The organism is Streptomyces sp. BA2 (assembly GCF_009769735.1).
GTDB lineage: Bacteria > Actinomycetota > Actinomycetes > Streptomycetales > Streptomycetaceae > Streptomyces.
Window position 1 is genome coordinate 9,395,887 of the sequence record NZ_WSRO01000002.1, and the last position, 20,328, is coordinate 9,416,214.

21 protein-coding genes and 2 pseudogenes are annotated in these 20,328 nt (G+C 68.3%); 8 read left to right on the forward strand and 15 right to left on the reverse strand.

The window, feature by feature from the left end; translation table 11 throughout:
* Positions 1-4: 4 nt before the first annotated feature.
* From E5671_RS44915 to E5671_RS47580, 5 genes are read right to left on the reverse strand one after another with little or no spacing between them, the layout of a single operon-like run.
* Positions 5-1,852, reverse strand: a complete 1,848-nt coding sequence (locus E5671_RS44915) for a proton-conducting transporter transmembrane domain-containing protein (RefSeq protein WP_160509923.1) — start codon at positions 1,850-1,852, stop codon at positions 5-7.
* Positions 1,849-2,154: an NADH-quinone oxidoreductase subunit NuoK gene (locus tag E5671_RS44920; RefSeq protein ID WP_160509924.1), complete on the reverse strand. Its 306-nt coding sequence runs from the start codon at positions 2,152-2,154 to the stop codon at positions 1,849-1,851. The genes E5671_RS44915 and E5671_RS44920 overlap by 4 nt, the downstream gene beginning before the upstream one ends.
* Entirely contained in the window at positions 2,151-2,711 is a 561-nt protein-coding gene (locus tag E5671_RS44925; RefSeq protein ID WP_160509925.1) for an NADH-quinone oxidoreductase subunit J, read from the reverse strand. Before E5671_RS44925 ends, E5671_RS44920 begins: the two co-directional genes overlap by 4 nt.
* Before the next feature lie 23 nt (positions 2,712-2,734).
* Entirely contained in the window at positions 2,735-3,676 is a 942-nt protein-coding gene (locus E5671_RS44930; protein WP_160509926.1) for an NADH-quinone oxidoreductase subunit H, read from the reverse strand.
* Positions 3,669-4,139, reverse strand: a complete 471-nt coding sequence (locus E5671_RS47580) for a hypothetical protein (RefSeq protein WP_336606027.1) — start codon at positions 4,137-4,139, stop codon at positions 3,669-3,671. Before E5671_RS47580 ends, E5671_RS44930 begins: the two co-directional genes overlap by 8 nt.
* 378 nt (positions 4,140-4,517) lie before the next feature.
* Here E5671_RS47580 and E5671_RS47585 point away from each other — a divergent pair, with 378 nt between their 5' ends.
* On the forward strand, positions 4,518-5,009 hold the full coding sequence (locus E5671_RS47585; RefSeq protein ID WP_336606028.1) for a hypothetical protein: 492 nt from the start codon (positions 4,518-4,520) through the stop codon (positions 5,007-5,009).
* Between the two features lie 98 nt (positions 5,010-5,107).
* On the opposite strand, the gene E5671_RS44940 is transcribed toward E5671_RS47585, so the two are convergent.
* Together E5671_RS44940 and E5671_RS44945 are read right to left on the reverse strand one after the other, a co-directional pair.
* Positions 5,108-5,464, reverse strand: a complete 357-nt coding sequence (locus tag E5671_RS44940; protein WP_160509928.1) for an NADH-quinone oxidoreductase subunit A — start codon at positions 5,462-5,464, stop codon at positions 5,108-5,110.
* A 398-nt stretch (positions 5,465-5,862) separates the two neighbouring features.
* Entirely contained in the window at positions 5,863-6,369 is a 507-nt protein-coding gene (locus E5671_RS44945; RefSeq protein ID WP_336606029.1) for a serine hydrolase, read from the reverse strand.
* 3 nt (positions 6,370-6,372) lie between these two features.
* Here E5671_RS44945 and E5671_RS44950 point away from each other — a divergent pair.
* From E5671_RS44950 to E5671_RS44965, 4 genes and pseudogenes are all read left to right on the forward strand, one after another.
* Positions 6,373-6,813: pseudogene (locus tag E5671_RS44950) on the forward strand (MFS transporter); the annotation flags it as partial.
* 869 nt (positions 6,814-7,682) lie between these two features.
* Positions 7,683-8,546 carry a hypothetical protein gene (locus tag E5671_RS44955; RefSeq protein WP_160509929.1) on the forward strand — a complete coding sequence of 288 codons (864 nt, stop codon included), beginning with the start codon at positions 7,683-7,685 and terminating at the stop codon, positions 8,544-8,546.
* Positions 8,547-8,569: 23 nt separating this feature from the next.
* Positions 8,570-9,100, forward strand: a complete 531-nt coding sequence (locus E5671_RS44960; RefSeq protein WP_160509930.1) for a carboxymuconolactone decarboxylase family protein — start codon at positions 8,570-8,572, stop codon at positions 9,098-9,100.
* An 87-nt stretch (positions 9,101-9,187) separates the two neighbouring features.
* Positions 9,188-10,462 carry an MFS transporter gene (locus E5671_RS44965; RefSeq protein WP_160509931.1) on the forward strand — a complete coding sequence of 425 codons (1,275 nt, stop codon included), beginning with the start codon at positions 9,188-9,190 and terminating at the stop codon, positions 10,460-10,462.
* A gap of 397 nt (positions 10,463-10,859) precedes the next feature.
* Here the strand turns inward: E5671_RS44965 and E5671_RS44970 are convergent, their stop codons facing one another.
* Positions 10,860-11,126 carry a hypothetical protein gene (locus E5671_RS44970; RefSeq protein ID WP_160509932.1) on the reverse strand — a complete coding sequence of 89 codons (267 nt, stop codon included), beginning with the start codon at positions 11,124-11,126 and terminating at the stop codon, positions 10,860-10,862.
* 1,085 nt (positions 11,127-12,211) lie between these two features.
* On the opposite strand from E5671_RS44970, the gene E5671_RS44975 reads away from it, so the two are divergent.
* The gene (locus E5671_RS44975; RefSeq protein WP_160501810.1) at positions 12,212-13,081 is read left to right on the forward strand and encodes an IS5 family transposase; all 870 of its coding nucleotides are present in this window, start codon (positions 12,212-12,214) and stop codon (positions 13,079-13,081) included.
* A 127-nt stretch (positions 13,082-13,208) separates the two neighbouring features.
* Here the strand turns inward: E5671_RS44975 and E5671_RS44980 are convergent, their stop codons facing one another.
* Positions 13,209-13,631: an ATP-binding protein gene (locus E5671_RS44980; protein ID WP_160501809.1), complete on the reverse strand. Its 423-nt coding sequence runs from the start codon at positions 13,629-13,631 to the stop codon at positions 13,209-13,211.
* A 234-nt stretch (positions 13,632-13,865) separates the two neighbouring features.
* On the opposite strand from E5671_RS44980, the gene E5671_RS44985 reads away from it, so the two are divergent.
* A complete protein-coding gene (locus E5671_RS44985; RefSeq protein ID WP_160501808.1) occupies positions 13,866-15,110 on the forward strand; it encodes a helix-turn-helix domain-containing protein in 1,245 nt (414 codons plus the stop codon).
* Positions 15,111-15,120: 10 nt separating this feature from the next.
* Positions 15,121-15,594 carry a hypothetical protein gene (locus tag E5671_RS44990; RefSeq protein WP_160501807.1) on the forward strand — a complete coding sequence of 158 codons (474 nt, stop codon included), beginning with the start codon at positions 15,121-15,123 and terminating at the stop codon, positions 15,592-15,594.
* 91 nt (positions 15,595-15,685) lie between these two features.
* Here E5671_RS44990 and E5671_RS44995 read toward each other — a convergent pair whose 3' ends face one another.
* The 6 genes and pseudogenes from E5671_RS44995 to E5671_RS45020 form a co-directional block, all read right to left on the reverse strand.
* On the reverse strand, positions 15,686-16,156 hold the full coding sequence (locus tag E5671_RS44995; RefSeq protein ID WP_237329962.1) for a hypothetical protein: 471 nt from the start codon (positions 16,154-16,156) through the stop codon (positions 15,686-15,688).
* A gap of 631 nt (positions 16,157-16,787) precedes the next feature.
* The gene (locus E5671_RS45000; protein ID WP_160509933.1) at positions 16,788-17,042 is read right to left on the reverse strand and encodes a hypothetical protein; all 255 of its coding nucleotides are present in this window, start codon (positions 17,040-17,042) and stop codon (positions 16,788-16,790) included.
* Between the two features lie 34 nt (positions 17,043-17,076).
* A complete protein-coding gene (locus E5671_RS45005) occupies positions 17,077-17,931 on the reverse strand; it encodes a replication-relaxation family protein (RefSeq protein ID WP_443032531.1) in 855 nt (284 codons plus the stop codon).
* 541 nt (positions 17,932-18,472) lie between these two features.
* Positions 18,473-19,189 carry a hypothetical protein gene (locus E5671_RS45010; RefSeq protein ID WP_160501804.1) on the reverse strand — a complete coding sequence of 239 codons (717 nt, stop codon included), beginning with the start codon at positions 19,187-19,189 and terminating at the stop codon, positions 18,473-18,475.
* Positions 19,190-19,331: 142 nt separating this feature from the next.
* Positions 19,332-19,670 carry a hypothetical protein gene (locus tag E5671_RS45015; protein WP_237330007.1) on the reverse strand — a complete coding sequence of 113 codons (339 nt, stop codon included), beginning with the start codon at positions 19,668-19,670 and terminating at the stop codon, positions 19,332-19,334.
* Between the two features lie 45 nt (positions 19,671-19,715).
* A pseudogene (locus E5671_RS45020) lies at positions 19,716-20,196 on the reverse strand (IS5 family transposase); the annotation flags it as partial.
* Positions 20,197-20,328 lie beyond the last annotated feature (132 nt).

Here is a 20,328-nt window from a genome sequence, read left to right on the forward strand (position 1 = left end):
AGGGTCACCTCACGAGGACGAACACGACGGCGAGGACGGTGAAGGCCGCGACGGCCTGGGCGAGGTACTGGTGCAGCTGACCGGTCTGCGGGCGGCGGGCCCAGCGGCCCAGGGCGCGGGCGCCAGATGCGACCGCGCCCACAGCGCCGTCGACCGCCCGCTCCACAGCGCCGTCCGTCCAATGGGCGAGCCGCACGGCGGCCCCCGCAGCCCCGTCGACAGCGCGGTCCAGAACCTTGTCGTCGAACGCCGCTGCGGCGTGCGCGAGCCGCATCACAGGGGTGACGAGCAGGAAGTGGGCGGAGCGCTCAAGCCCGAGCCAGTCTGCGAACCCCGACCTCACCCGCTCGGGTAAGGGCAGCCGACGCATACCCCAGATCCAGACGGCCGCGGCCGCCAGGAGAGCCAGCGCGCCGGAGAGTGCGAACTCCCAGGGATATGGGGTTGGTTGATTACTCGCCGCGAGAATGCGCGCGACGCTGTCGCGCAGGGGAGGGAAGGCCAGCGGCGTCATCGCGATGCAAGCCAGAGCCAGCAGGACCAAGGTGGGAACGGCGCCACCGGGGATCTGCCGGGCATCGGGGTGCGACACCGCAGGACGCCATGCGAACCACAACGCCTTAGCGCTGTAGACGGCGGACAGAAGGGCGGCCGTCAGCCCGGCCGCGTACAGCCAGGGGCTGCTCTCCAAAGCCCTGGTGAGCAGCACGTCCTTGGCGGCCCACAGTGAGAGCGGCGGGAGACCAGCCAAGGAGAGTGCGCCCACGGTGAAGGCAATCCCGACCGTCCATCGGTAGCGAGCAGCGCCGAGCAGCTCGGGGAGCTGTTGAGTGCCGAGTGCGGTCAGCCACGCCCCGGCGCACAGGAAGAGCAGGCTCTTCGCCGCCGCGTGGGCGGTGAGTTGCAGGGTTCCTCCGGTGGTCGCGCCAACCCCGGCAGCGAGCACCATGAAGCCGATCTGCGCACAACTCGAGGCGGCGAGCAGCTGCTTGAGATCGGTCTGCGCCACGGCGACCAGACCCAGGCAGATTGCGGTGGCCGCACCTGCCCACGCGACCACGTCGTCGCCCCAGCCTGAAGCGTCGAGCAGAGGCCCGGTCCGCAGCAGCAGATAGGCCCCGGCTACCACCATCGTCGCCGAATGCAGGAGCGCGGAGACTGGGCTCGGCCCCTGCATAGCCCTCGACAACCAGAAACTGAAGGGTAGTTGGGCGGATTTACCGAGGGCGGCGACGATGATGCCCGCAGTGATGAAGGACAGCCACGGTTCCTCGGCCCGCGCCAGCTCACCGAGAGAGAGGGCCGGGTCCTGCCCGCTCGCGAGTGCCGCGCCCGCCGCCAGGTAGAGGCCGAGGTCGGCGGTGCGGGTGGTGAGGAAGGCGGTGTCGGCCGCGCTCGTACGTTCCGGATCCCGCCACCAGTAGCCGATCAGTGCCCACGAGGTGGCGCCCATGACTTCCCAGCCCATCAGGAGGACCGGCAGGTTCGCGGCGGTCACCGTGACGAGCATGCTCCCGGCGAACAGCAGCATCAGGCCGAAGAAGCGTGCCCTTGCCTCACCCTCGCCGAACTCCGCTGCGCTGAACAGCAGTACGGCGAGCGTGACCGCGGTGATCGTGATGGCGAGTACGCCGGAAAGGCCGTCCACCGCGAGCCGTACCGGCAGTCCGTCGAGGAGCGGAGCCTGAGCGGTCGGATGCCGCAAGGCGGCGGCGATGGCGAGACCCAGTGCGGTGACCGCGACGGTGATCGCCACGCCCGGCGCCGCGCGGTCGGCCCCACGTCCCGACATGAGCAGCAGCAGGCCGCCGCCGAGCGGCAGGGCGATCAGCGCCCACAGCAGGGCGCTCACTCCTTGAGCTCCGCCGCCATGTCGGTCATGTCGATCTCCCGTGACCGGAACAGGGCGGTGACGACGGCGAAGCCGATCGCCATCTCCAGGGCCATCGCGGTGACCGCGACAACGATGAGCACCTGTCCCTCGGGTGCGGCCGGAGCGATGTAGTGCCAGGCGGCGGCAGCGGCGAGGATGACCCCGCCCAGCATCAGTTCGAGCCCCATCATCAGCATCACGATCGACTGCTGGGTGAGCGCTCCGAACAGCCCGATGCAGAACAGCGCCGCGGCCACCAGCAGAAGCAGTTCCAGATTCATCGCCCGACACCGCCTCGCACCGGATCGTCCGCGCGCCGTGATCGCAGATCGTCGCCGAACCGGTCATAGCGTCCGCGTCGCGTGGCGAGCACCACGGTGGCGACGATCGTCGCGAAGAGCGCCATGCCGAGCGTCATCATCGTGAGCATCTGCGGCCCCATCAGGGACATCCCGAGATCCATGGTCGGATCGGCCGGCGGCTTGCCCTTCCGGGCGGGCCACCGGGCCAGCAGGATGCCAGTGGCCAGCAGCGCGAACAGCAGGCCGCAGATGACCGCCGCACCCTTCTTGTTGTGGATCATCGTCATCGGCATGAGCCCCGCCGGGTTCATCATGTACATCACCATGAAGACGGCCATGATGGCCATCTCGATGGTCATCATCAGCACGATCACGATGCCCAGGTAGTCGAGCCCGAGCAGCACGACGAGCCCGCCCACGCAGAGCAGCGAGGTCAGCAGGGAAAAGGTCGCGCGAGCCATGGAGTCAAAGCGGAACACCATCACCCCGCCGACGGTCGCCAGGCTCGCCAGCATCCAGAAGGCCGCGGTATCCATCGGTGTACGTCACCTCGCTTCCGTCATCGGTTGAGCACCACCACGGCCACCACCAGGGCCTGCAGGATGGCCAGCGGGGTCAGGACGACCCAGGCCAGTTCCAGATAGCGCTCCATGCGCAAGGTCGGAACGCGGCGCCGCGCCCAGACCAGGAAGGCAAGTACGGCCGCCGTCTTGAGTACGGTCCACGCCCAGCCCGGCAGCAGGGGCCCGTGCCCGCCGCCCAGGAAGAGCGGCACGCTGAAAGCGGCAGCCACCACGAGCAGCAACCACCGGCCGCCGAGGAACAGCACCCGGTCCGGGCCGGACAGCTCGGCGGCCGCGCCGCCGGCCACATCCCGGCCCGCGGGCTGGTCGAAAGGCCCCCAGAACGCCATCGCCATGGCGCTCAGGAGGTAGATCCCGAAGGCCGCCGGCATCCACACCACGAACCACAACCCGGCCTGGTCATCGACCACTTCACCCACTTTGAGGGACTCCGCGCCAAGCGCGGCCGTCGTGATCGCGAGCATGTGGGGCAGTTCGTACGCGAGCCCTTGAGCCAGGAACCGGTAGCCGCCGATGAGTGACAGCGTCGAGTTCGGCCCCCAGCCCGCCATCCATACAGCCGCCCAGGCCAGTGCCTCCATCGCGTTGAACCAGACGATCCCGTCCGGCAGATCACTCACCGACCGGAAACCCAGCGGCAGCACGACAGCGGCCATGACGGCGGCGACGGGGAGCAGCGCTGTCCCGATGCGGATCAGCAGCACATCGGCTGCCCGGATGCGGCGCGGCTGCTGCACGAGCTGCCGGAGTACCTCCCGTCCGGGCAGCGTCGCGCTCGTGGCCGCCGAGCGCAGCGACCAGCGCCGCCCGTTCCTCGCGCCAGTGAGCACGGCATCGAATCCGGCCGCCGCCAGCGCCAGGGCGATCAGGAGGGCAGGCAGAACGAAGGCCGCCCACAGCGGAGTCCGCTCAGCCATGGGTCATTCCTGGCGTTGCGACGTACGACAGCTCATCGAGATCCGGGTCGAGGCTCGCGACGATGATGCGGGCGCAGGCGAACTCCGTACCCGCCAGCAGACAGGGGAGGGCGTCCAGCAGACCTCGTGACGGTGGCACCGCACCGTCGACTCTCCCGCGAGGACCTACGACCTGGGTCATCTCAAGCGGGTCGTCGGCCTCACAAGCGGCTGCGCTCCGCCCGACCTCGTCGAGCCACACGAGCATCCGGCTGTGTACGTCTCCGTCCGCGGCCAAGGCCGGCCCTGTCACTCCGAAGTGCGAGGCATGCTCCGCACGAAGTACCCCGAGGCCGGACATCAGCCATCGCAGCGTCCGCGAACGTTCCGCCCGCCGGATCAAGGGACGTACGAGCGCACAGAGTTCGCCCGACCTCGCCCCGGCCAGGGCGCGGTCTCGGGCATAGCGCGATCGGGCCGCCATGTCGTCCCACCCCGCCACCGCGAAAAGCCGGCTCAGACTGTCCAGGTGCGCCGCGCACAGTCGTCGCGCGGTGTCTCCCTCAGTAACTCGCTCGCCTGCGGCGGCACGTAGCCACGGATCGTTCCAGAAGGGCGGATGAGAAGAGGAGCGTGCAGCCACCGATTCGGCTGTGGCCTCCTGGACCACATCGCCCTGTAGTGAGAGACGCAAGACCAGCCCAGTGGGCCAGTCAGTCAGCGCGGGTCCCAGGGGTACGTGCAGCCGGTCGAGTCTCAGTCCGTCCCGGTCGTCCGCTCGATCGGCCGTAGGCAGCCCTGCCACGACAGCCATCTCGTGGCCCGCGTGACCGTGATGCCCGCCGTCACCGTTGTGATCAGCATGCGCACTGTGCTCTTCGTGCTCGCCATGGCCGGCACCACCGCCGTGTTGTTCATGGGCTCCACGGCCCTCGTGCGGGCTGTCTGCGTCACGCTCGCCGTGTCCACGGTGTTCGCTGTGATCACGGTGGCCTTCGTCTCCAAGGCCCTGGATACTCTCGTCCGATTCGGAGCTGTCGGAGCCGGGGCCATGCGGCGTATATCCCGGGTGTTCTCCGTGCTGAGAGTGATGCAGATCTGGGGCCTTGGCTCCGTGATGGCCGCCTGGCGCACTCGTCGGCTCTGGAATTCGCCCGAGTGTGAGCTCAGCCAGACCCTGATCGAGGCTGCGGGCGACATGCTCAGCGTTCAGAACCGTCACCATGGCCTTCGGCGCCGGGATCGCACCCCAGACAGCCTTCGCCCAGTCGTCGCCTGCGGTATCGGAAGAGCCCGCGAGGACCAGCAGATCCGCCTGCTCGGGCCCAGACACACACGGCCACGCGCGGCGTGACAACTCAGCTTCGACGGCGAGTCTTTCCCGTGTGGCGCCGGGATACACCACGATCAGGACTCCCGGGAGGGACATGGCGGTTCGGGTCAGCCTGCGCCTCAGCTCCACCGGAAGGCCCCCTCCCGCCAGGCGTATCCCACACCGGCGAGCAGCACTCCGAGGAAGAGGAACATCTCGATGACAGCGCTCGCGCCGACCACCGAGACGACCTTCGTCCACGGATACATGAACAGCATCTCCATGTCGAAGGCGAGGAAGACCATCGTGACCGGATACCAGCGCACGTGGAATCGAGAGAGGGGATGCTCACGTGGTTCAAGCCCGCCACTGAACGGCCCTGTGGCGAGGGGCTCTCGAACCGCCCTCAAGGCAATGCCGACGGCGTGCAGCAGGAAGACGGCGGCAATGAGCAGCACGAGCAGTGCCAGCACTGGCTGCCAGTCGGATGTCTGCATGCGGGCCCCTTCCCGATGACCGCCCTTGCGTCGCGACTACCGCCAGGCAGCATGTCAGCCCCACGCGAAGTCGGGAACGTACGACACTGCGATCATTGCGGCATTTCTCCCACCGCCCGGACCATTCCCGGCCACGCCGCGGGGGCAGGCAAGCGCCTTCAGGGCGGCGCCCCCCAACTCGCTGGACGTTTCTATCCAGTTCAACGCGACCACGACGGTGCCGAGGCGGAACAGCGTGCAAGCGAATGGGCGGCTTGCTGATCCGGGTCCTGCTCCGCCGAGCAGGATGAGCCGCCGCCGGGGGCGCATTCCGCCCGGTGTCATCGCGGCGGTCACTCACCTTCGCGCACGGGAGCTGCCACACTCACGCGGACGTGGTGCCGCAGAAGTGGAAGCTGTCAGTCCTCCCCGACCACGCTCAGGTCGTCGCCCAGGGCGGCGGCGACTTCAGCGGCACGGGAGTGATCGTCCAGGCGGCGCGTCAAGTAGGCGCAGGCGTGCTCGTGGCGAAGTGACCACCAGGCTGCCGAGCCCCCGATGCCACCCTTCGCTATCTTCCCGCGGTCGCGGGGGAAGCCGAGCGTCCAGGTGAGCCGGGTGCCGAAGACCTCGTCGTACCCGGTCACCTGCGGCGTGAGGAGTTCGGTGTGGAGGTGCGGGCCCAGGAGGGTGCGCAGCGGGCCGTCCTGGCTGGTGAGGGTGGAGAAGAAACCCGCCATGGCGGTGGCGGTGGTGTGGAGGTTGACCGCACCGAAGACCGCCTGCCGCCAGGCCCGGGAGTTCATCCGGCCCGGCTCCAGTACGCCGTCGGGGATCTGCAGCCAGGGCGCGGCGTGCAGTTGCTGGGGCCAGTCGGGCCGTCCGTATTCGAGGTCGGCGACACGTTCCAGCGCGTGATCCGGCACGTGGGCCTGCTTGTTCTCGCGGCCGGTCTGCTGTGGCTGTCGGCCGTCGAGCCGACCGGCTCGTTCGTGGTCGACGTCCTGCCCGCTTCACTGGTCGCAGCCCTCGGCATGTCGCTGGCGTACATCCCGGCGATGATGGCTGCCATGTCCGGCGCCCCCCAGGAGCAGGCGGGTCTGGCCTCCGGGATCGTCAACACCACCTACCAGGTCGGCTCGGCCCTCGGCCTGGCAGCCCTGACCGCCCTCGCCGCCTCGCAGGGCGCGGGACAACTGGGCAACCTGCCGGCGCTCACCGACGGCTTCAGCGCTGCCTTCTTGGGCGCCGCCGCCATCGCCGCCGCCGGTGGCCTCATCACCCTCCTCGTGATGCGCGGCGACAAGGCCGCGGCCACCGCGCAGCAGGCCGACGCACCGCAGCCGACGGGTGAGCAGATCGGCGTGTAGCCGGTGGGCTGCCAGTCGGCCGCACGCGACACCGTTCACAGGGCCGCTCGATGTCTCACCGGACATCGAGCGGCCCCATTCCGCTGTCGAATACACAGCCGAGTCGGGGCGACGGTCGTCCTGGGTCACGTACTCAAGCGGCAGGACTCGGCAGTCTCACGGCGGTCCGGCCTCGGTGGGTGGGCGCCGGCCACCCCGACTGCGGCTATAGGCGGGGCCGGTGAAGTTGACGCGGGGGAGTGCGGCGTAGCTCGGGGTGCGCTGGGCGATGGCGAGGACGTTGTCGGCGGCCAGGGCGTCTTTGGGGGGTCTGCGGCGACTCCGTCCGCAGTCCGGGTCCGCAGGGCGTCGTCCATGACGACCTCACCGCAACCCCCTATGTGTTGCGTTGCTGCCCTGCGTGAATCCCTCGCCGGTGGCGGGGTCGTCCTTGCCGCTCGGGCTGCTGCGGCAGGCTCGGCCATGGACGGCGTTCCGCTGGCACAAGAGGCAGCACTACTCGGGCAGCTTCTCCCGGGGCCCTGGCATGGTCGGCCGTGTCCCCGCCGATATGGCGTCACGAGCGAGCGAGGCGGGCGATGGCGCTCCCGACTTCCTTCAGCTCGGCGTTCCCATCTTCGCTGCCGTGCATCGGTAGATGTATTGACCGTTTACGCTGCCCGGCCGCGGTAGCCACCGTCCGGGCGGCCGTGCCGACACGCCGGCGTCACCAGGTTGGTGGGCGGCCCCGTCTGGTGGATCCACCTTTGGCAGCCCCTCGCGAGATTTCCACCATCAAGGCTCGCCATATACCCCCGGGGGGTATATGGTTCTGATCGTTGGACGGAGCGGAACGGCGCCGGAAGGCGCCTCACACCCTGGGAGATGTCATGACGAACCACGCGGGCCACGGCCAGACCGATCACAACGGTCACGACGACCACAGTGCTCACGGTGGAGCTCAGCCCGGCGGCCTTGCGGTCTCCGAGAACGGGTACACCCTCGAGCTCGAATCGACGATCCTCGCCGCCGGTGTGCAGCCGGTCAGTTTCCGGGTGATCGGCGCCGACGGATGGGCGGTGACCGAGTTCGTGACCGAGCACGAGAAGGAACTGCACTTCATCGCTGTCCGGCGTGACACGGCCGGGTTCCAGCACGTGCACCCGGTGAGGGACGAGAAGGGCACCTGGAGTGTCGAACTGGCCCTGGAACCGGGGGACTGGAGGTTCTTCGCCGACATCCACCCGGCCGGCCACGACGGGACCTTGACGCTGGGGATCGACGTCGCGGTCGCCGGGTCGTACGACCCGCTGCCGCTCCCCGTGGCCACCGGGATCGCGCAGATCGGTGAGTACACGGTCGCGCTCGACGGTGAACTCCTGCCGGGGGAAGCGAGCGAACTGATGCTCACCGTCAGCCGGAACGGCCGCCCCGTCACCGATCTTCAGCCCTACCTGGCCGCGTACGGGCACCTGGTGGCGCTGCGGGTCGGCGACCTGGGTTACCTCCACGTCCACCCGGAGGGCGAGCCCGGAGACGGCATCACCGCACCGGGGCCCGGGATCTCCTTCATGGCGGTCGCGCCCACGGCCGGCACCTACCGCCTGTACCTGGACTTCCAGCACAACGACGTCGTCCGGACGGCCGAGTTCACGATGCGGACCGCCGAGGCCGCCCCTCACGCGACCGCCCCGCACGCGGACGCAGCACCCGAGCACAAGAGCCACCACCACGGCCACCACGCACACCACTGACCGACCACTTGGGAAGGAGCGTCATGCCCCGCCTGACCCGCCTCACGCCCGACACGGCGGTCGGCGCCTCACGCGACCTGCTCGACGAGCTGGTCTCCCGCCACGGCCAGATCGGCGACATGGTCTCGACGATGGCGCACTCGCCGGCCGTACTGGGCGGCTACCTCCAGCTCAGCCGGGCCATGGGACGAGCCAAGCTCGACCGCAAGATCAGTGAACGGATCTCGATCGCCGTCCAGGCCCAGCAGGGCTGCGGGCTGTGCCTCGAAGCGCACGTCGGTGCCGCCCGCGCCCTGGGGATTGACGAGGAAGAGATCGAGCGAGCCCACCTGGGCACCTCGACTGATCCCGCCACTGCGGCGATCATCACCCTCGCCCTCCAGGTCTATCGCGAGCCGACGTCGATCACCGACGAACAGGTCACCGCCCTGCGCGCGCACGGCTATAGCGACCGTGCGATCGCCGACGTGGTCGGCGTTGTCTCCCTCAACATCCTCACCGGCGCCTTCAACCTCCTCGCCGGCCTCACACCGGGGGGCGACGCCGATGCGTAGCCAAGACATCCCCGCCTGCTGTCAGCGCGGGGCACGGCCACCACCCCGGGGTCGTGCCCCGCCACATGAACACCGAAGGAATCCGTCATGCGACTCTTCGCCCTCCGCGACTACCGCCTGCTCTTCAGCGCCCAGGTCATCGCCCCGTTCGGTACGGGCCTGACTACCGTGGCCCTCGGGCTGCTCGCCTACGACCTCGCAGGACCGAGCGCCGGCATCGTCCTCGGCACCGCCCTGACCATCAAGATGGTCATGTACGTGGTCATCGCCCCGCTGACCGCTGCGTACATCGACCGGCTCCCGCGAAGAACCTTCCTCGTCCTCCTCGACGTGATCCGCGGCCTCGTGGTCCTGGCCCTGCCGCTCGTCAGCGAGGTCTGGCACATCTACGTCTTGATCGGCCTGCTCCAGGCCGCCTCCGCGGCGTTCACCCCGACGTTCCAGGCCGTCATCCCCGACATCGTCACCGACGAGTCCGACTACACCCGGGCTCTATCCGCCTCCCAGGTCGCCTCCACCATGGAGAGCCTGCTCAGCCCCGTCCTCGCAGCCGTCGCCCTGACCTTCATGAGCTTCGACCGGCTGTTCCTCGGCACCTCCGCAGGGTTCCTCGTCTCCGCTCTGCTCGTTCTGTCGGCGCGCGTCCCGAACGCCCGCCCCAGCGCCCACACCAAGGCATGGGACAAGGCGGCTTCAGGTATCAGGACCTTCCTCACCACACCGCGGCTGCGCGGCATCATGGCGCTCAACCTCGTGGTCGCGGCGGCCGGTTCGATCGTCGTCGTCAGCACCGTCAACTACGTGCGTGACGAGCTCGTTGGCTCGCAGTCGGACGTGGCCTGGATGCTCGCCGCCTCCGGCACCGGAACCCTGGTGGCCGCCCTCGTACTGCCCCGCGTTCTCGACCGGATCGCTGCCCGCACCGTCATGATGACTGGCGCCGGGGTCCTCGTCGGCGGTATGGCGGCCGCAGTCACCCTCATCGCGGCCGGCCTGAGCACCTGGGCCGGCACGGCGATCATCTGGACCGTGATCGGCATCGGCATGGCACTGATCATCACGCCGACCGGCAAGGTCCTGCGCGCCTCCGTCGCGCGGAACGCGATCCCCGAGGCATTCGCGGCCCAGTTCTCCCTGTCGCACCTGGCCTGGCTGATCACCTATCCCATCGCGGGATGGCTCGGCACCAGCGCCGGCTTCACCGTCGCCTGGTCCGTCCTCGCAGTCCTCACCGGAGCGGGAGCGACCGCCTCCGTCCTCCTGTGGCCGCGCCACGAGGGACGAGGAGCCGTGACCAGCCCCGTGACACCCGCCCGGCAAGTGCCCACCACGGACCGGTCCACCCTGTCCAAGGCCGCATGAAACGCCGCGTACAGCGCTCTGGCTGTCTGTGTTGTACACGTACGCGCTGTTGGTCAGGCCCACCGAGAAGGCCGTGGCCGCCGTTCCTTCTGTGCGTGTTTCCTGCCAATACCGGACGCCAGTCGTCACATAGCCACGGCTGACGGTCGAGTTGGAGCACGCGGGGTGCGGGTGTCGTGAGGGGCGGGAGGATGAGCGGGTGCTGTCCCGGGTCTGGGGTCTGACTCAGGTGTTGTTTGACCGTGGTGTCTTGGTGTCACAGTGTCGACTGCTGGCCGGGGATGGTGCGTTGTCGGGCCGGGCCGGCGGGGCGTGTCCCAATAGGGGCCTGCCGATGGTTGTGGCGTCCTCACGTTTCTGACCGCCTGACGCGGCCCGGTACCGACAACGCGACACGTCATCGGACCAGAAGGGGAATCGGCATGTCCAGATCGACCATGTACGCATCGATCATGCCTGTACGCCCCCTGCTCTGCAGGCCCGTCGTCGCCTTGCAGGGGATGGTGGGGGCAAGCGCCGGGGTACCCATGTCGCTGCGGTGTTCTCCATGACGGGGGCCGCGCTCGCCGTCGGCGAGCGCTCCCGGCAACCGCGGCGGGATGCCGCGATCTGTGAAGTGAGCCAGGAAGCGTTGAGCCGTGAGGCGGCCCGAGAGGTCTTCCACCTGGTCATACAGTTACAGCCAGGACCCCGCTCATAGGGGCTGTGACAGCAATGTGACACGTGATGGTCGATGAGGCCCCGCGGGGGCAGATGCTGGCGGGGGCCTCATCGTTCGTCAGCGGCGAGGTCCGCTTACACCGATGCGGCGCTTGCGAGCGCCTGGGATGCCCGCCGCGAGCGGGACGGCTGGACGACGACGGCAGCGGCGCGAGCGATGTCGATCTGCGGGGCGGTGAGCCTATGCCCTTCTGGCGACGGGCGTGGTGAAGGCGGCGGTGAAGCCGGATCCGGCCAGAGAGTCGCGGCGGTTCACGGAGTCCCAGAACGAATTGGCGATGCAGACGGCGTCGGCGCGGGCCTCCGCTACTATCCGGGCGCCCCGCTGGCTGAACCGTCTCGAACTGTCCGTGCCCTATGGCCAGTTACTCCGCCGGGCCCCGAACCTGCGCTTGGCCGCCGAGTCGGATTGGAAGGACGGCGATGTCATACGAGGGCTGAAGTCGCTGCTCGTTGAGGTAGGAAGCCACGCAGCGCGGCGGCCCCGACTCCGCCGCAGGTCGGGGCGCCGCACGTCCAAGTGGGGCTAAGAGGTCGTTTTCAGCTGGTTTGCGCCGCCTCATGTATCTCTTAACTCGTCCTGGGTCTCACGCGTGTCGATTTCCGGCACGCCTCCGCTAGACGGAGAGGGCATCAGCGCACGTCTTGGGATGAGACAGGCTTTGCAGGATGAGACCGGCAAGTCGGGCCTCACAGGCGGCCCATGGAGCACCTTCACCCTTGCTGCCCCTCAAGTCGCGCCCCGTCACAGGTACATGTTGGGATCAAATAGGCTTCATAGGTTAAAACGACCTCTGAGAGGTCGTTTTCATCTGTAGTGCGGTGTTATCTCTAGTTTTGCGTCCACCGATGATCTGGTGCTGGTGAGTCTGCAGTGAGGGCCGTGGCTGGCGAGGCGGACGGTGTGGTGGCTGGGGCGAGAGCCTGCTTCCGCCTGTCTCATTCCAGGACGCCCGCTTCTGTTCCGTGCTTCCACGAGGCCGGACGCACGCCTGGGCGCACGCCCTCGATCGGCGGTACGTCCAGGTCATGACCAGCCGTCGTCCCTATCCCAGTGATCTGTCCGATGCCCGTTGGGAGTTGATCGAGCCGGTGCTGTCCGCCTGGCGCTTTGAACGCCGCGGCCGGGCCCTGGACTTCGGACGGCCGCCGCGGCATGACCTGCGCGAGATCATGAACGCGATCTTGTATGTAGACCGCACCGGCTGTCAGTGGGCCTATCTCCCGCACGACTTCCCGCCGCATCAGACGATCTACGGCTACTTCGCGAAATGGCAGACCGACGGCATCTTCGCCCAGTTCAACGGGCTGCTGCGGGAGTTGGTGCGCCAGCAGGAAGGCCGCGACAAGCACCCGTCGGCCTGCGTGATCGACGCGCAGAGCGTGAAGACCTCCACCTCCGTGCCCGTCAGGACGCAGGGCATCGATGCGGGCAAGAAGATCGTGGGGCGCAAGCGCAGCATCATCACCGACACGCTTGGCCTGCTGCTGGCGGTGCTGGTCACCGCGGCCGGCGTCCAGGACTCCACGGCCGGCACCCAGCTCCTCAGCCAGGCCGCTGCCGTCCACCCCGGCCTGCGCAAGGTCTGGGTCGACGGGGGCTACCGCAAACACTTCATCGACCACGCCGCCACCCTCGGCATAGACCTCGAAATCATCCAACGCACCCCCGGGACCAGGGGATTCACCCCGATCCCCAAGCGGTGGACGGTCGAGCGGACCTACGGCTGGCTCATGCTGCACCGCCGCCTGGCCCGTGACTACGAGACCCTCCCGCACCGTTCCGAAGCCATGATCCACCTCGCCATGACCGACCTCATGGCCCGCCGACTCACCGGTGAGGGCATCATCTCCTGGCGTGACCCGACATCACCGGATCAAAACCACATCACGGGATGAAACACCGGGAGAAAACGACCTCTGAAAGCGACACAGGCCGGTCGCGCCCTCTGGCCCGGAGCGGGTCTCCTGCCGGCCATAGACCACGCGTGACGCAAACCCCCTCGTAGCTGGCTCGGAACTGCGCTCACTGGTTCGCCCCGATCTTGACTTCGATATGGGCCCAGACGCGTTTACCCCAGGGGAGACGGGTGCTGCCCCAGTCCTCGGTGAGCGCGTCCACCAGCAGCAGGCCTCGGCCGCGCAGGTCGTCGGCGTGCGGGGGGTGCATGGAGGGGAGGTCCCGGGACTTGTCGACCACAGCGAGCACCAGGTGTCCCGGGAGCGGGTGCTGGACGATGACGCGAATGCAGGGGCCGCATGCGTGACGCACAGCGTTGGTGACCAGTTCAGAGATCACCACCTGTGCTGTATCGGAGTATTCCTCGACACCCCACGCTTCGTAGGCGGTGCGGACCAGACGCCGGGCCTCGGCGGCGGTCTCCGGGGCGTTGGTCAGCGTGAGGTTGTAGCCCGGGTGCTCTGTCTGTCTGGCTGCTGCCATGGTCATGATCACACCTTGGTCAGGGGAGCAGTGGCGCGAAGGCTCATCTCCCACCGAGGCAGGCGACGAGCCACGCGAGAGCCGACCGGCCTGCAGGTGAGCCGAGTTGGCCTGACGACCAGTCAACGATCGCTCTGCGTTGTGGAACCATGGCGCATGCGGCACGCGCATACGGATACCCGCCGAGCGGGTACGGGTAGCCGCGCGGAGCCACAGGGGCTCTTAGCGTGGGGGTACGCCATGGATTTCCAGACGGGCCCGGTACGGGAGGCTTCCCGGTCCGGGGACTACGGGCGAGTCATCGAACTTGTTCGTATCGAACGACGGATGACTCAGACTGCCTTGGGTCAAGCTCTCGGCCTGAGCCAGTCCGCGGTCTCCCGCCTGGAGAAGAAGGGCCAAGGCGCCTACAGCACAGACACCCTCGCGGCGGCAGCGGCGCACCTGGAGATCCCACCGGCATCGGTCGGGCTCGCAGACAGCCGGCCGTCGGAGCCACGGAACGACGGTGAGGACGTGAACCGACGACGCTTCATTGGCGGAGCGGTGGCCGCTGCGGTGGCTCCCACTCTGGCCGTACTTCCTGAGACGGCTGACGCGAGCGGCGGCCAGGCCGCCGCTCTGCGTCTGTCCACCACGGCCTACCGCAGACTCGATGGCACCACGCCCAGCCGGGACCTGTCGGAGGCCGTGCAATCCCATATGCGTCTGATCCAGAGCATCACACGAGCCGCGACCGGTGACGGGGACCGGGGACGCTTGGCCGCCGTTGGCAGCGAGGCAGCGAGCTTCGCCGGGTGGCTGGCGTGGGACAAGGGAGACAACGGGTCGGCCCGTTCCTGGTACGGGGCAGCAGTCAAGGCAGCACGCTCGGCAGGAAACCCGCTGCTGGGCGCCTATCAGGCCGGGAGCCTCGCCCAGTTCGAGGCCCACGCTGGAAACAGCGTGGAGGCCCTCAACCTGACGCGACGCGCGCGCCGGTCCTTGGGGGACTCCCTCCCGGCCGTCGCCGATGCGTGGCTCTTCAGCGTCGAAGCCCTCGCGCACGCCGTGGCTGGTGATCGTCGCTCTGCCGACATGGCCCTAACGATGGCTCGTGCGGGTGCCGAGAGCGTGCCCGAGGAGGCGCCCCCGTGGCCGTGGGTATTCACCTTCACTCCGACCAAGGTCTCCGCCGCGAAGGTGGCCTGCGGTGCCCGGCTCGGCCTCGCCGACTGGGTGCTGTCCGAGGACATCGAAGCTCTCTCCACCGGGCACGAGAAGCAACGCGCGCTCCTGGTGCTCGACATCGCGGCCGGTCACCTCGCTGCCGGACGCGTTGACGCTGCGTTCGCACTCGCTTCGCAGGCAGTGAGAACAGGGCTTCGCTACCGTTCCGGCCGGATCGTGGAAAGGGCGCGCGCCGTACGCCGGTCGCTGACGACCAGCTCACCACCCAAGATGGTGCGTGAGTTCGACGAGCGGCTCCACGGCGTCTATCTGTAGGAGTTCAGCCATGAGGGTAGGAATCACCGGTCACCGCGGACTGAGTAAGGATATTGAGCAGCGGGTGCAATCGCTCCTGGCCGACGAGGTCAGCGAGTACGACGCGGGGGAGTTGGTGGCACTCTCCTGCATCGCAGACGGCCCCGATGCATGGTTCGCCGAAGCTGCCTTGTCCGCCGGCGGACAGCTGGAGGTCATCGTCCCGGCTGCCGAATACCGGGCGAGCCTGCCTGAGTGGCACCACGCCACGTATGACGCGCTGATGTCCCGCGCCGCCGACGTGCACGAGACCGGCATGACCGCCTCGGACTCCGAGGCACATATGACCGGCTCGGAAATCCTCGTCGGGCTCGCCGACGAACTGATCGCGGTGTGGGACGAGAAGCCGGCGTGGGGGCACGGTGGCACAGCGGACGTCGTCGCCTACGCCAAACGGACCGGTGTCCCCGTGCGGGTCGTGTGGCCCAAGGGCGCCAGCCGGTAGGGCATCAGCAGAGCACAGCGGCGCCCCCCGTTGGGGCAGACCCAGCGGGCTCATTGCGAGGTTTTGCGACTTTCCGAGCACCCCTGCTGGATCATTCCGGACGGTCGCGTTGCTGTTGTTGGTATGCCGCCCAGTCCTCAGGCGGGTACGTGGCCTGGGGTGCGGCGAGAGCCACGTCGATCGCGAGCCCGAAGTCTCCGTCGAAGAACTCACTGAGATCGCGGATCATCTCCAGCGCCCCCACGGTGGCGTCACTGAGCGGACGTGCCATGCGGTCGACGCCGGAGGGGACACCGACTGGCTTCATGCGCGCCAGCCCCACCGCGTGGTCGGCCCGTGCGTCCAAGCCCAGCGAGATGTATCCAGTGGCCAGAGCGACATGCTTGAGCGCGTCGTGCACGCCGCTGGTGAGCTCACCGATTCCGTGCAGTGTCTGCCCGGGGCTGCCCGCGCTGCTGTCTCCATACCGTGGCCCGTGCTGCTGCTCCAGACGCTTCTGCTCGCCAGCAAGCAGCTTCAGCACCTCGTTCAGCACACGCCCGACGCGGCCGAGTTCAGTCAAGTCATGAATCATCCGATGCGCCCCTCCCGTCAACGGATCTGACTCTACGGGCGGTTGCGGCTCCCCCGTGAGCAACAGCGCACAACAGGCCCGTTGTAGTGACGGCTGGCGAATCCCACAACTTGCCGTCTTGCCGGGGACGCCTCATCTCCACGAGGCCAGCAGCTCGCGCAGGCAGTGTGGCGGGGCCCTTGCGTGCCATGGGTGGAATGCCAGTTACAGCCTGACGAGCAATGGAGATCAGTTTCTACTGACGTGTGCAGCCATATGCCGCCCGAAGCGGCTCTGCTGTTGGCGACATCGCCTGGGGTCTCTGGAGAACGGACTGGCGCCTCGTGCACGAACCTCAGGAGTCAGGGGGCCGGCGTGTGCAGGCGGACGCGTCGCACTCCGATCGGGCGCACTCCCGAAAGGGTCCTGAGCCTCAGCCAGGCTGGTCGAGCTTGGTGTGATTGTCCTTCATCGGCGACCCGGTGCCCGAGAGTGGCATCTGTGTGGAGGAGATCAAACCGGAACTCCTCACGCAGCAGGCCCTGTTCCCGTTCTCAGACCGGCCTGACGTTCTCGTCCCCAGGGAGCGGAGCAGCTGGCGGCACCTGACGGTGCCCACGACGTGTACCTCATCGGCTTATCAGGTGGCGCCGACGCGCCGTAGAGCAAGGGCATCATCTAGGTGGTCGTCGCTCACCCTGCTGAGGTGGCTGGCGAGCTCGTGGTTGCCGCGCTCGGCTTCCTCGACCTGTAGTGCGCGGGCGGCCCCGGCGTCTGCCAGGGCGGTTGCCGCCAGGCCCCCCGGGGTGGCTGTCGGGCTGGCGGTGTCACAGATCTTGCACGAGTCCCGGCCGGTGTTGGGTATGCCGCAGGCTACGCATCTGAACCTCCTCATGACAGGTCCTTTCGGTGGGTCCCGGTTGTGGCGGTCAGAGATCGCTCCAGGGACGTTGTGCGGCGTCTCCGGTGAGCGGCGTCCATACGGCGGCGGTGGGGCCGTGTTCTTCGAGGTCTTCCAGGACGGCGGCTCCGAGGGGGACGTGGCGGGCGAGTTCGGCGACGGCGGGGTGGACCTCGGCCATGGACCGCAGATCGGCTGTCCGGTTGGCCAGCATGCGGCGGCTGGCGTTGGTGAGGATGAAAAGGACGCGAGGGAAGACGGGATACCAGCGCATCCAAACAGGGCCGTCCAGTGAGGGGACGGGTTTGCGGCGGCCGATGAGGGCTGGCTGGTACAGCCTGAAGCGGGCGTACTCGATCAGTTTGCTGGCCATGCGTTCGCTGCTCATCGTGGAGCGGTCTACCTCGATGAAAGCTCGCAGCTTGGTGCGGCCGCCGTCCGGGCGGGTGAGGGTGTAGTGCATGAGGGCGTCCGCGATGAGGCGCTCGCCTTCGCCGAGGTTGTGAGTGACCTCGGGGGTCCAGTCCCAGGGGCCGTGCTCGTGGCCTCGCAGGCGGGCGTCTGCGGCAAAGGCCAGATGGGCACGCAAGACGGCGAGCGTATGAGGAATCTTCAACGACGCAGCCGCAGGCGAGGCGAGGGAGTAGGGCGGCCGTCCTCGCAGCATTGGCAGGTCCCGGGTCAGGCGCGAACCTTCCTGCGTGAGGTACCAGGCTTTGATGCGTGAGCGGTTCGCGTGCGGCAGCCCCAGGCAGTCGACGAATCCCTCGGACCGCAGCCGGTTCAGAACACGGGACAGCAACTGCCGTGCACCACCGGGCCGGAGCATCTGGCACAGCTGGCCGGTGGTGGCGATGCGGTGCTGGGCAAGGGCTGCCAGCACTTGGTTACGCAGGGGTTCAACGAGGCTGGGGGCCAGGCTCGTGGCGGGAGTATTCAGTGCGGGGCGGATCACGCGATTCCCTTCCCTGTGTGGCTGGGCCGGGAAATTCGACGTGGGCCCGCGTACAACACTCCTCATATGTGCTCCTTGCGTGGTCCGTGGCGGGTCTGTCAGGCCCTCTTGGTTGCTCATGATGAAACCAGCGGGGCTCGACCAGACCCCCGACCACAAGGCCCCGACCACTGTCACGAAATCGAAACGCATTAGTGGTCGGGACGGTGGTCGGGGTAAAACGGCGCGAGACAGTTCGCTGAGGGGCCCTGAGACCCGGCAAGCATGGCTGCCGCCACTCATGTGCGGACAGGGCGCCAGGAGAGGTTCAGAGATGGCCGGTCCGCAGCAGCCGTGGCTGCTGCGGGGCACGGTGGCGAGCCGGGCCATGCCGGCCATCGTGCGACACCCGGCCCGCAAGGGACCAACTCCCAAAACCGGCGGCCGCGTTCATGAGGCCAGTGCGCGGAAGTGCGCTCACCGCCGGGTACTACTTTCTGGACCGTTGGGCGGCCTGATCGAGGATGCGCCGGCGCGTCCACCGCCGGCGCCCGTTCTGGCGTCCGGCATTCTCGGCAACCCCGTCCGTAGTCTTCAACAGCGGAAGGTTCCCCTGGGACAGGCTGCTGGAGAACGAGCCGACGCTCTTGTACCCCAGCAGCGCGGCCGCCTGGCTCGCCCCCAGGAGCTCGTCGGGATCGCCGTCAACGGAAACCTCGGGCAGGGGCGGCGCCTCCTTGGCTCCGGACCGCCTTCCGCGGCCGGGCCGGGTGGCCATCCACTCCTGCAGGGTCCGCACCTTCCACAGCTGCCGGCGGTAGGGGTTCTCGGCCGTGCCCTTCTCTTCGACGACGTCCGGTTCGGGGAAGTAACCGGGGTGGTCGCGCACGAAGGTGGTGACCTGGTTGGAGTTCTTGTAACCGAGATACCTCGAGGCCTCCGCCGCGTTCAGCAACGTCTCCGGGGCGAGAGAGGGCGGTGAGTGTTCAGCGAGCCGTGCCGGCGCCCGGTGGGCGAACCACTCGGTGACCTCCGCGTGGTCCCACAGGCGCGCGCGTCCGCGCTTGCCGACAGGCTCGGGGAACGGCTTGCCGGCCGCGTTCTCCGCGCGCCCCGTGTAGAGGCCGGTGACCCTCGCGGACGTCAGACCCTGTTCAGCCGCGATCTCGGCAGCGTCGGCCAGGCGAGGCTCACGGCGCGAGGCCATGGAAGAACCGTCCGTCCTGTCAGTAGGGAGCCGGCCACCCCGACCCACAAAGCAAATAATGGCAGGAGCTTCGGTTGGAGGTCCAGCCCGCAGCGCCCGCGGCGGCAAGGCTTTCCTGGCGGCCTTGCCAGCGGCTCGAGGCCTACTCCTCGGGGATCAAGCAGACACCGCGGCGTGCGGCGGCCTCTGCCACCTCCGTGTACGCCATGGCGGCCGACGTCATCTCCCATTCGACCAGTGCCAGCAGCAGGATCACCTCGTCACGATCCTGCGAGGCATCACAGGGGATACCGGCCCTCTCCGCGGCGAACATCAGGTCCGCGGTGGCCAACCCGTCAAGACGTGCTGCCACATCCCGGCGCAGATCCCGAAGACCCTGCTGGTACAGCTCGTTCGCCTCGCTCAGGAGCAACACCAGGTCCTCGCCCTGGCTGGCCGGTGCCGCCGCAGCGAGGTCGAGGATGCGCTGGGTCGTCGTCATCATCATTGAGTATCCCTCCCCGGTGGGGGAGAGCGCCGGCTGGTTAAGCCCGAGGCTGTCGTGAGTGTTCGCCGCAGAGAGTCCGACGCGTAGGGGCAGTCCGTTCGCGTCGGACAGGATGTGCATCTTGGAACCCGGCTTGCCCCGGTCCACGGGCGATGGACCTGCAAGTTCGCCCCTCTTTTGGCGCGGACGTGAGCGGAGTCGAGCACTGCCCGGGAGAGGTCGACCAGGCCCTGGCTGTCAAGCAGTTCGAGCACCTTCTGTGCAGCCGGCCCCAGACACCCGCACGCGACCAGATCAGGAACCGGCGGTGCACCGTGGACTTCGACGCCCCGATGCGCGGCGGCAGGGCACGCCGGGCGCAGCCGCTGACCAGGACGTAGATGATGGCCGCGAACACCGCCTCGTCATCGATGTTGGCCACCCCTCCGTCCTGCGGCCGCACCCGCGCCGGCGGCAGCAAAGGCCTGGCGATCTCCCAAAGTCCGTCCGGAACGATCCACCCCCACCGTCCACTCCCCATGCCCAGCTCAACTGCCAACTGACCATGTAGGCCACGGTGTTAGACCGCGTCCCATCTGGTGAGGCGGAGGCGGTCGGGAGCCAGCTATTCGGAAGCGCCGCGCTGCATCGGGGCGGTGCTCGAACTGGCGGC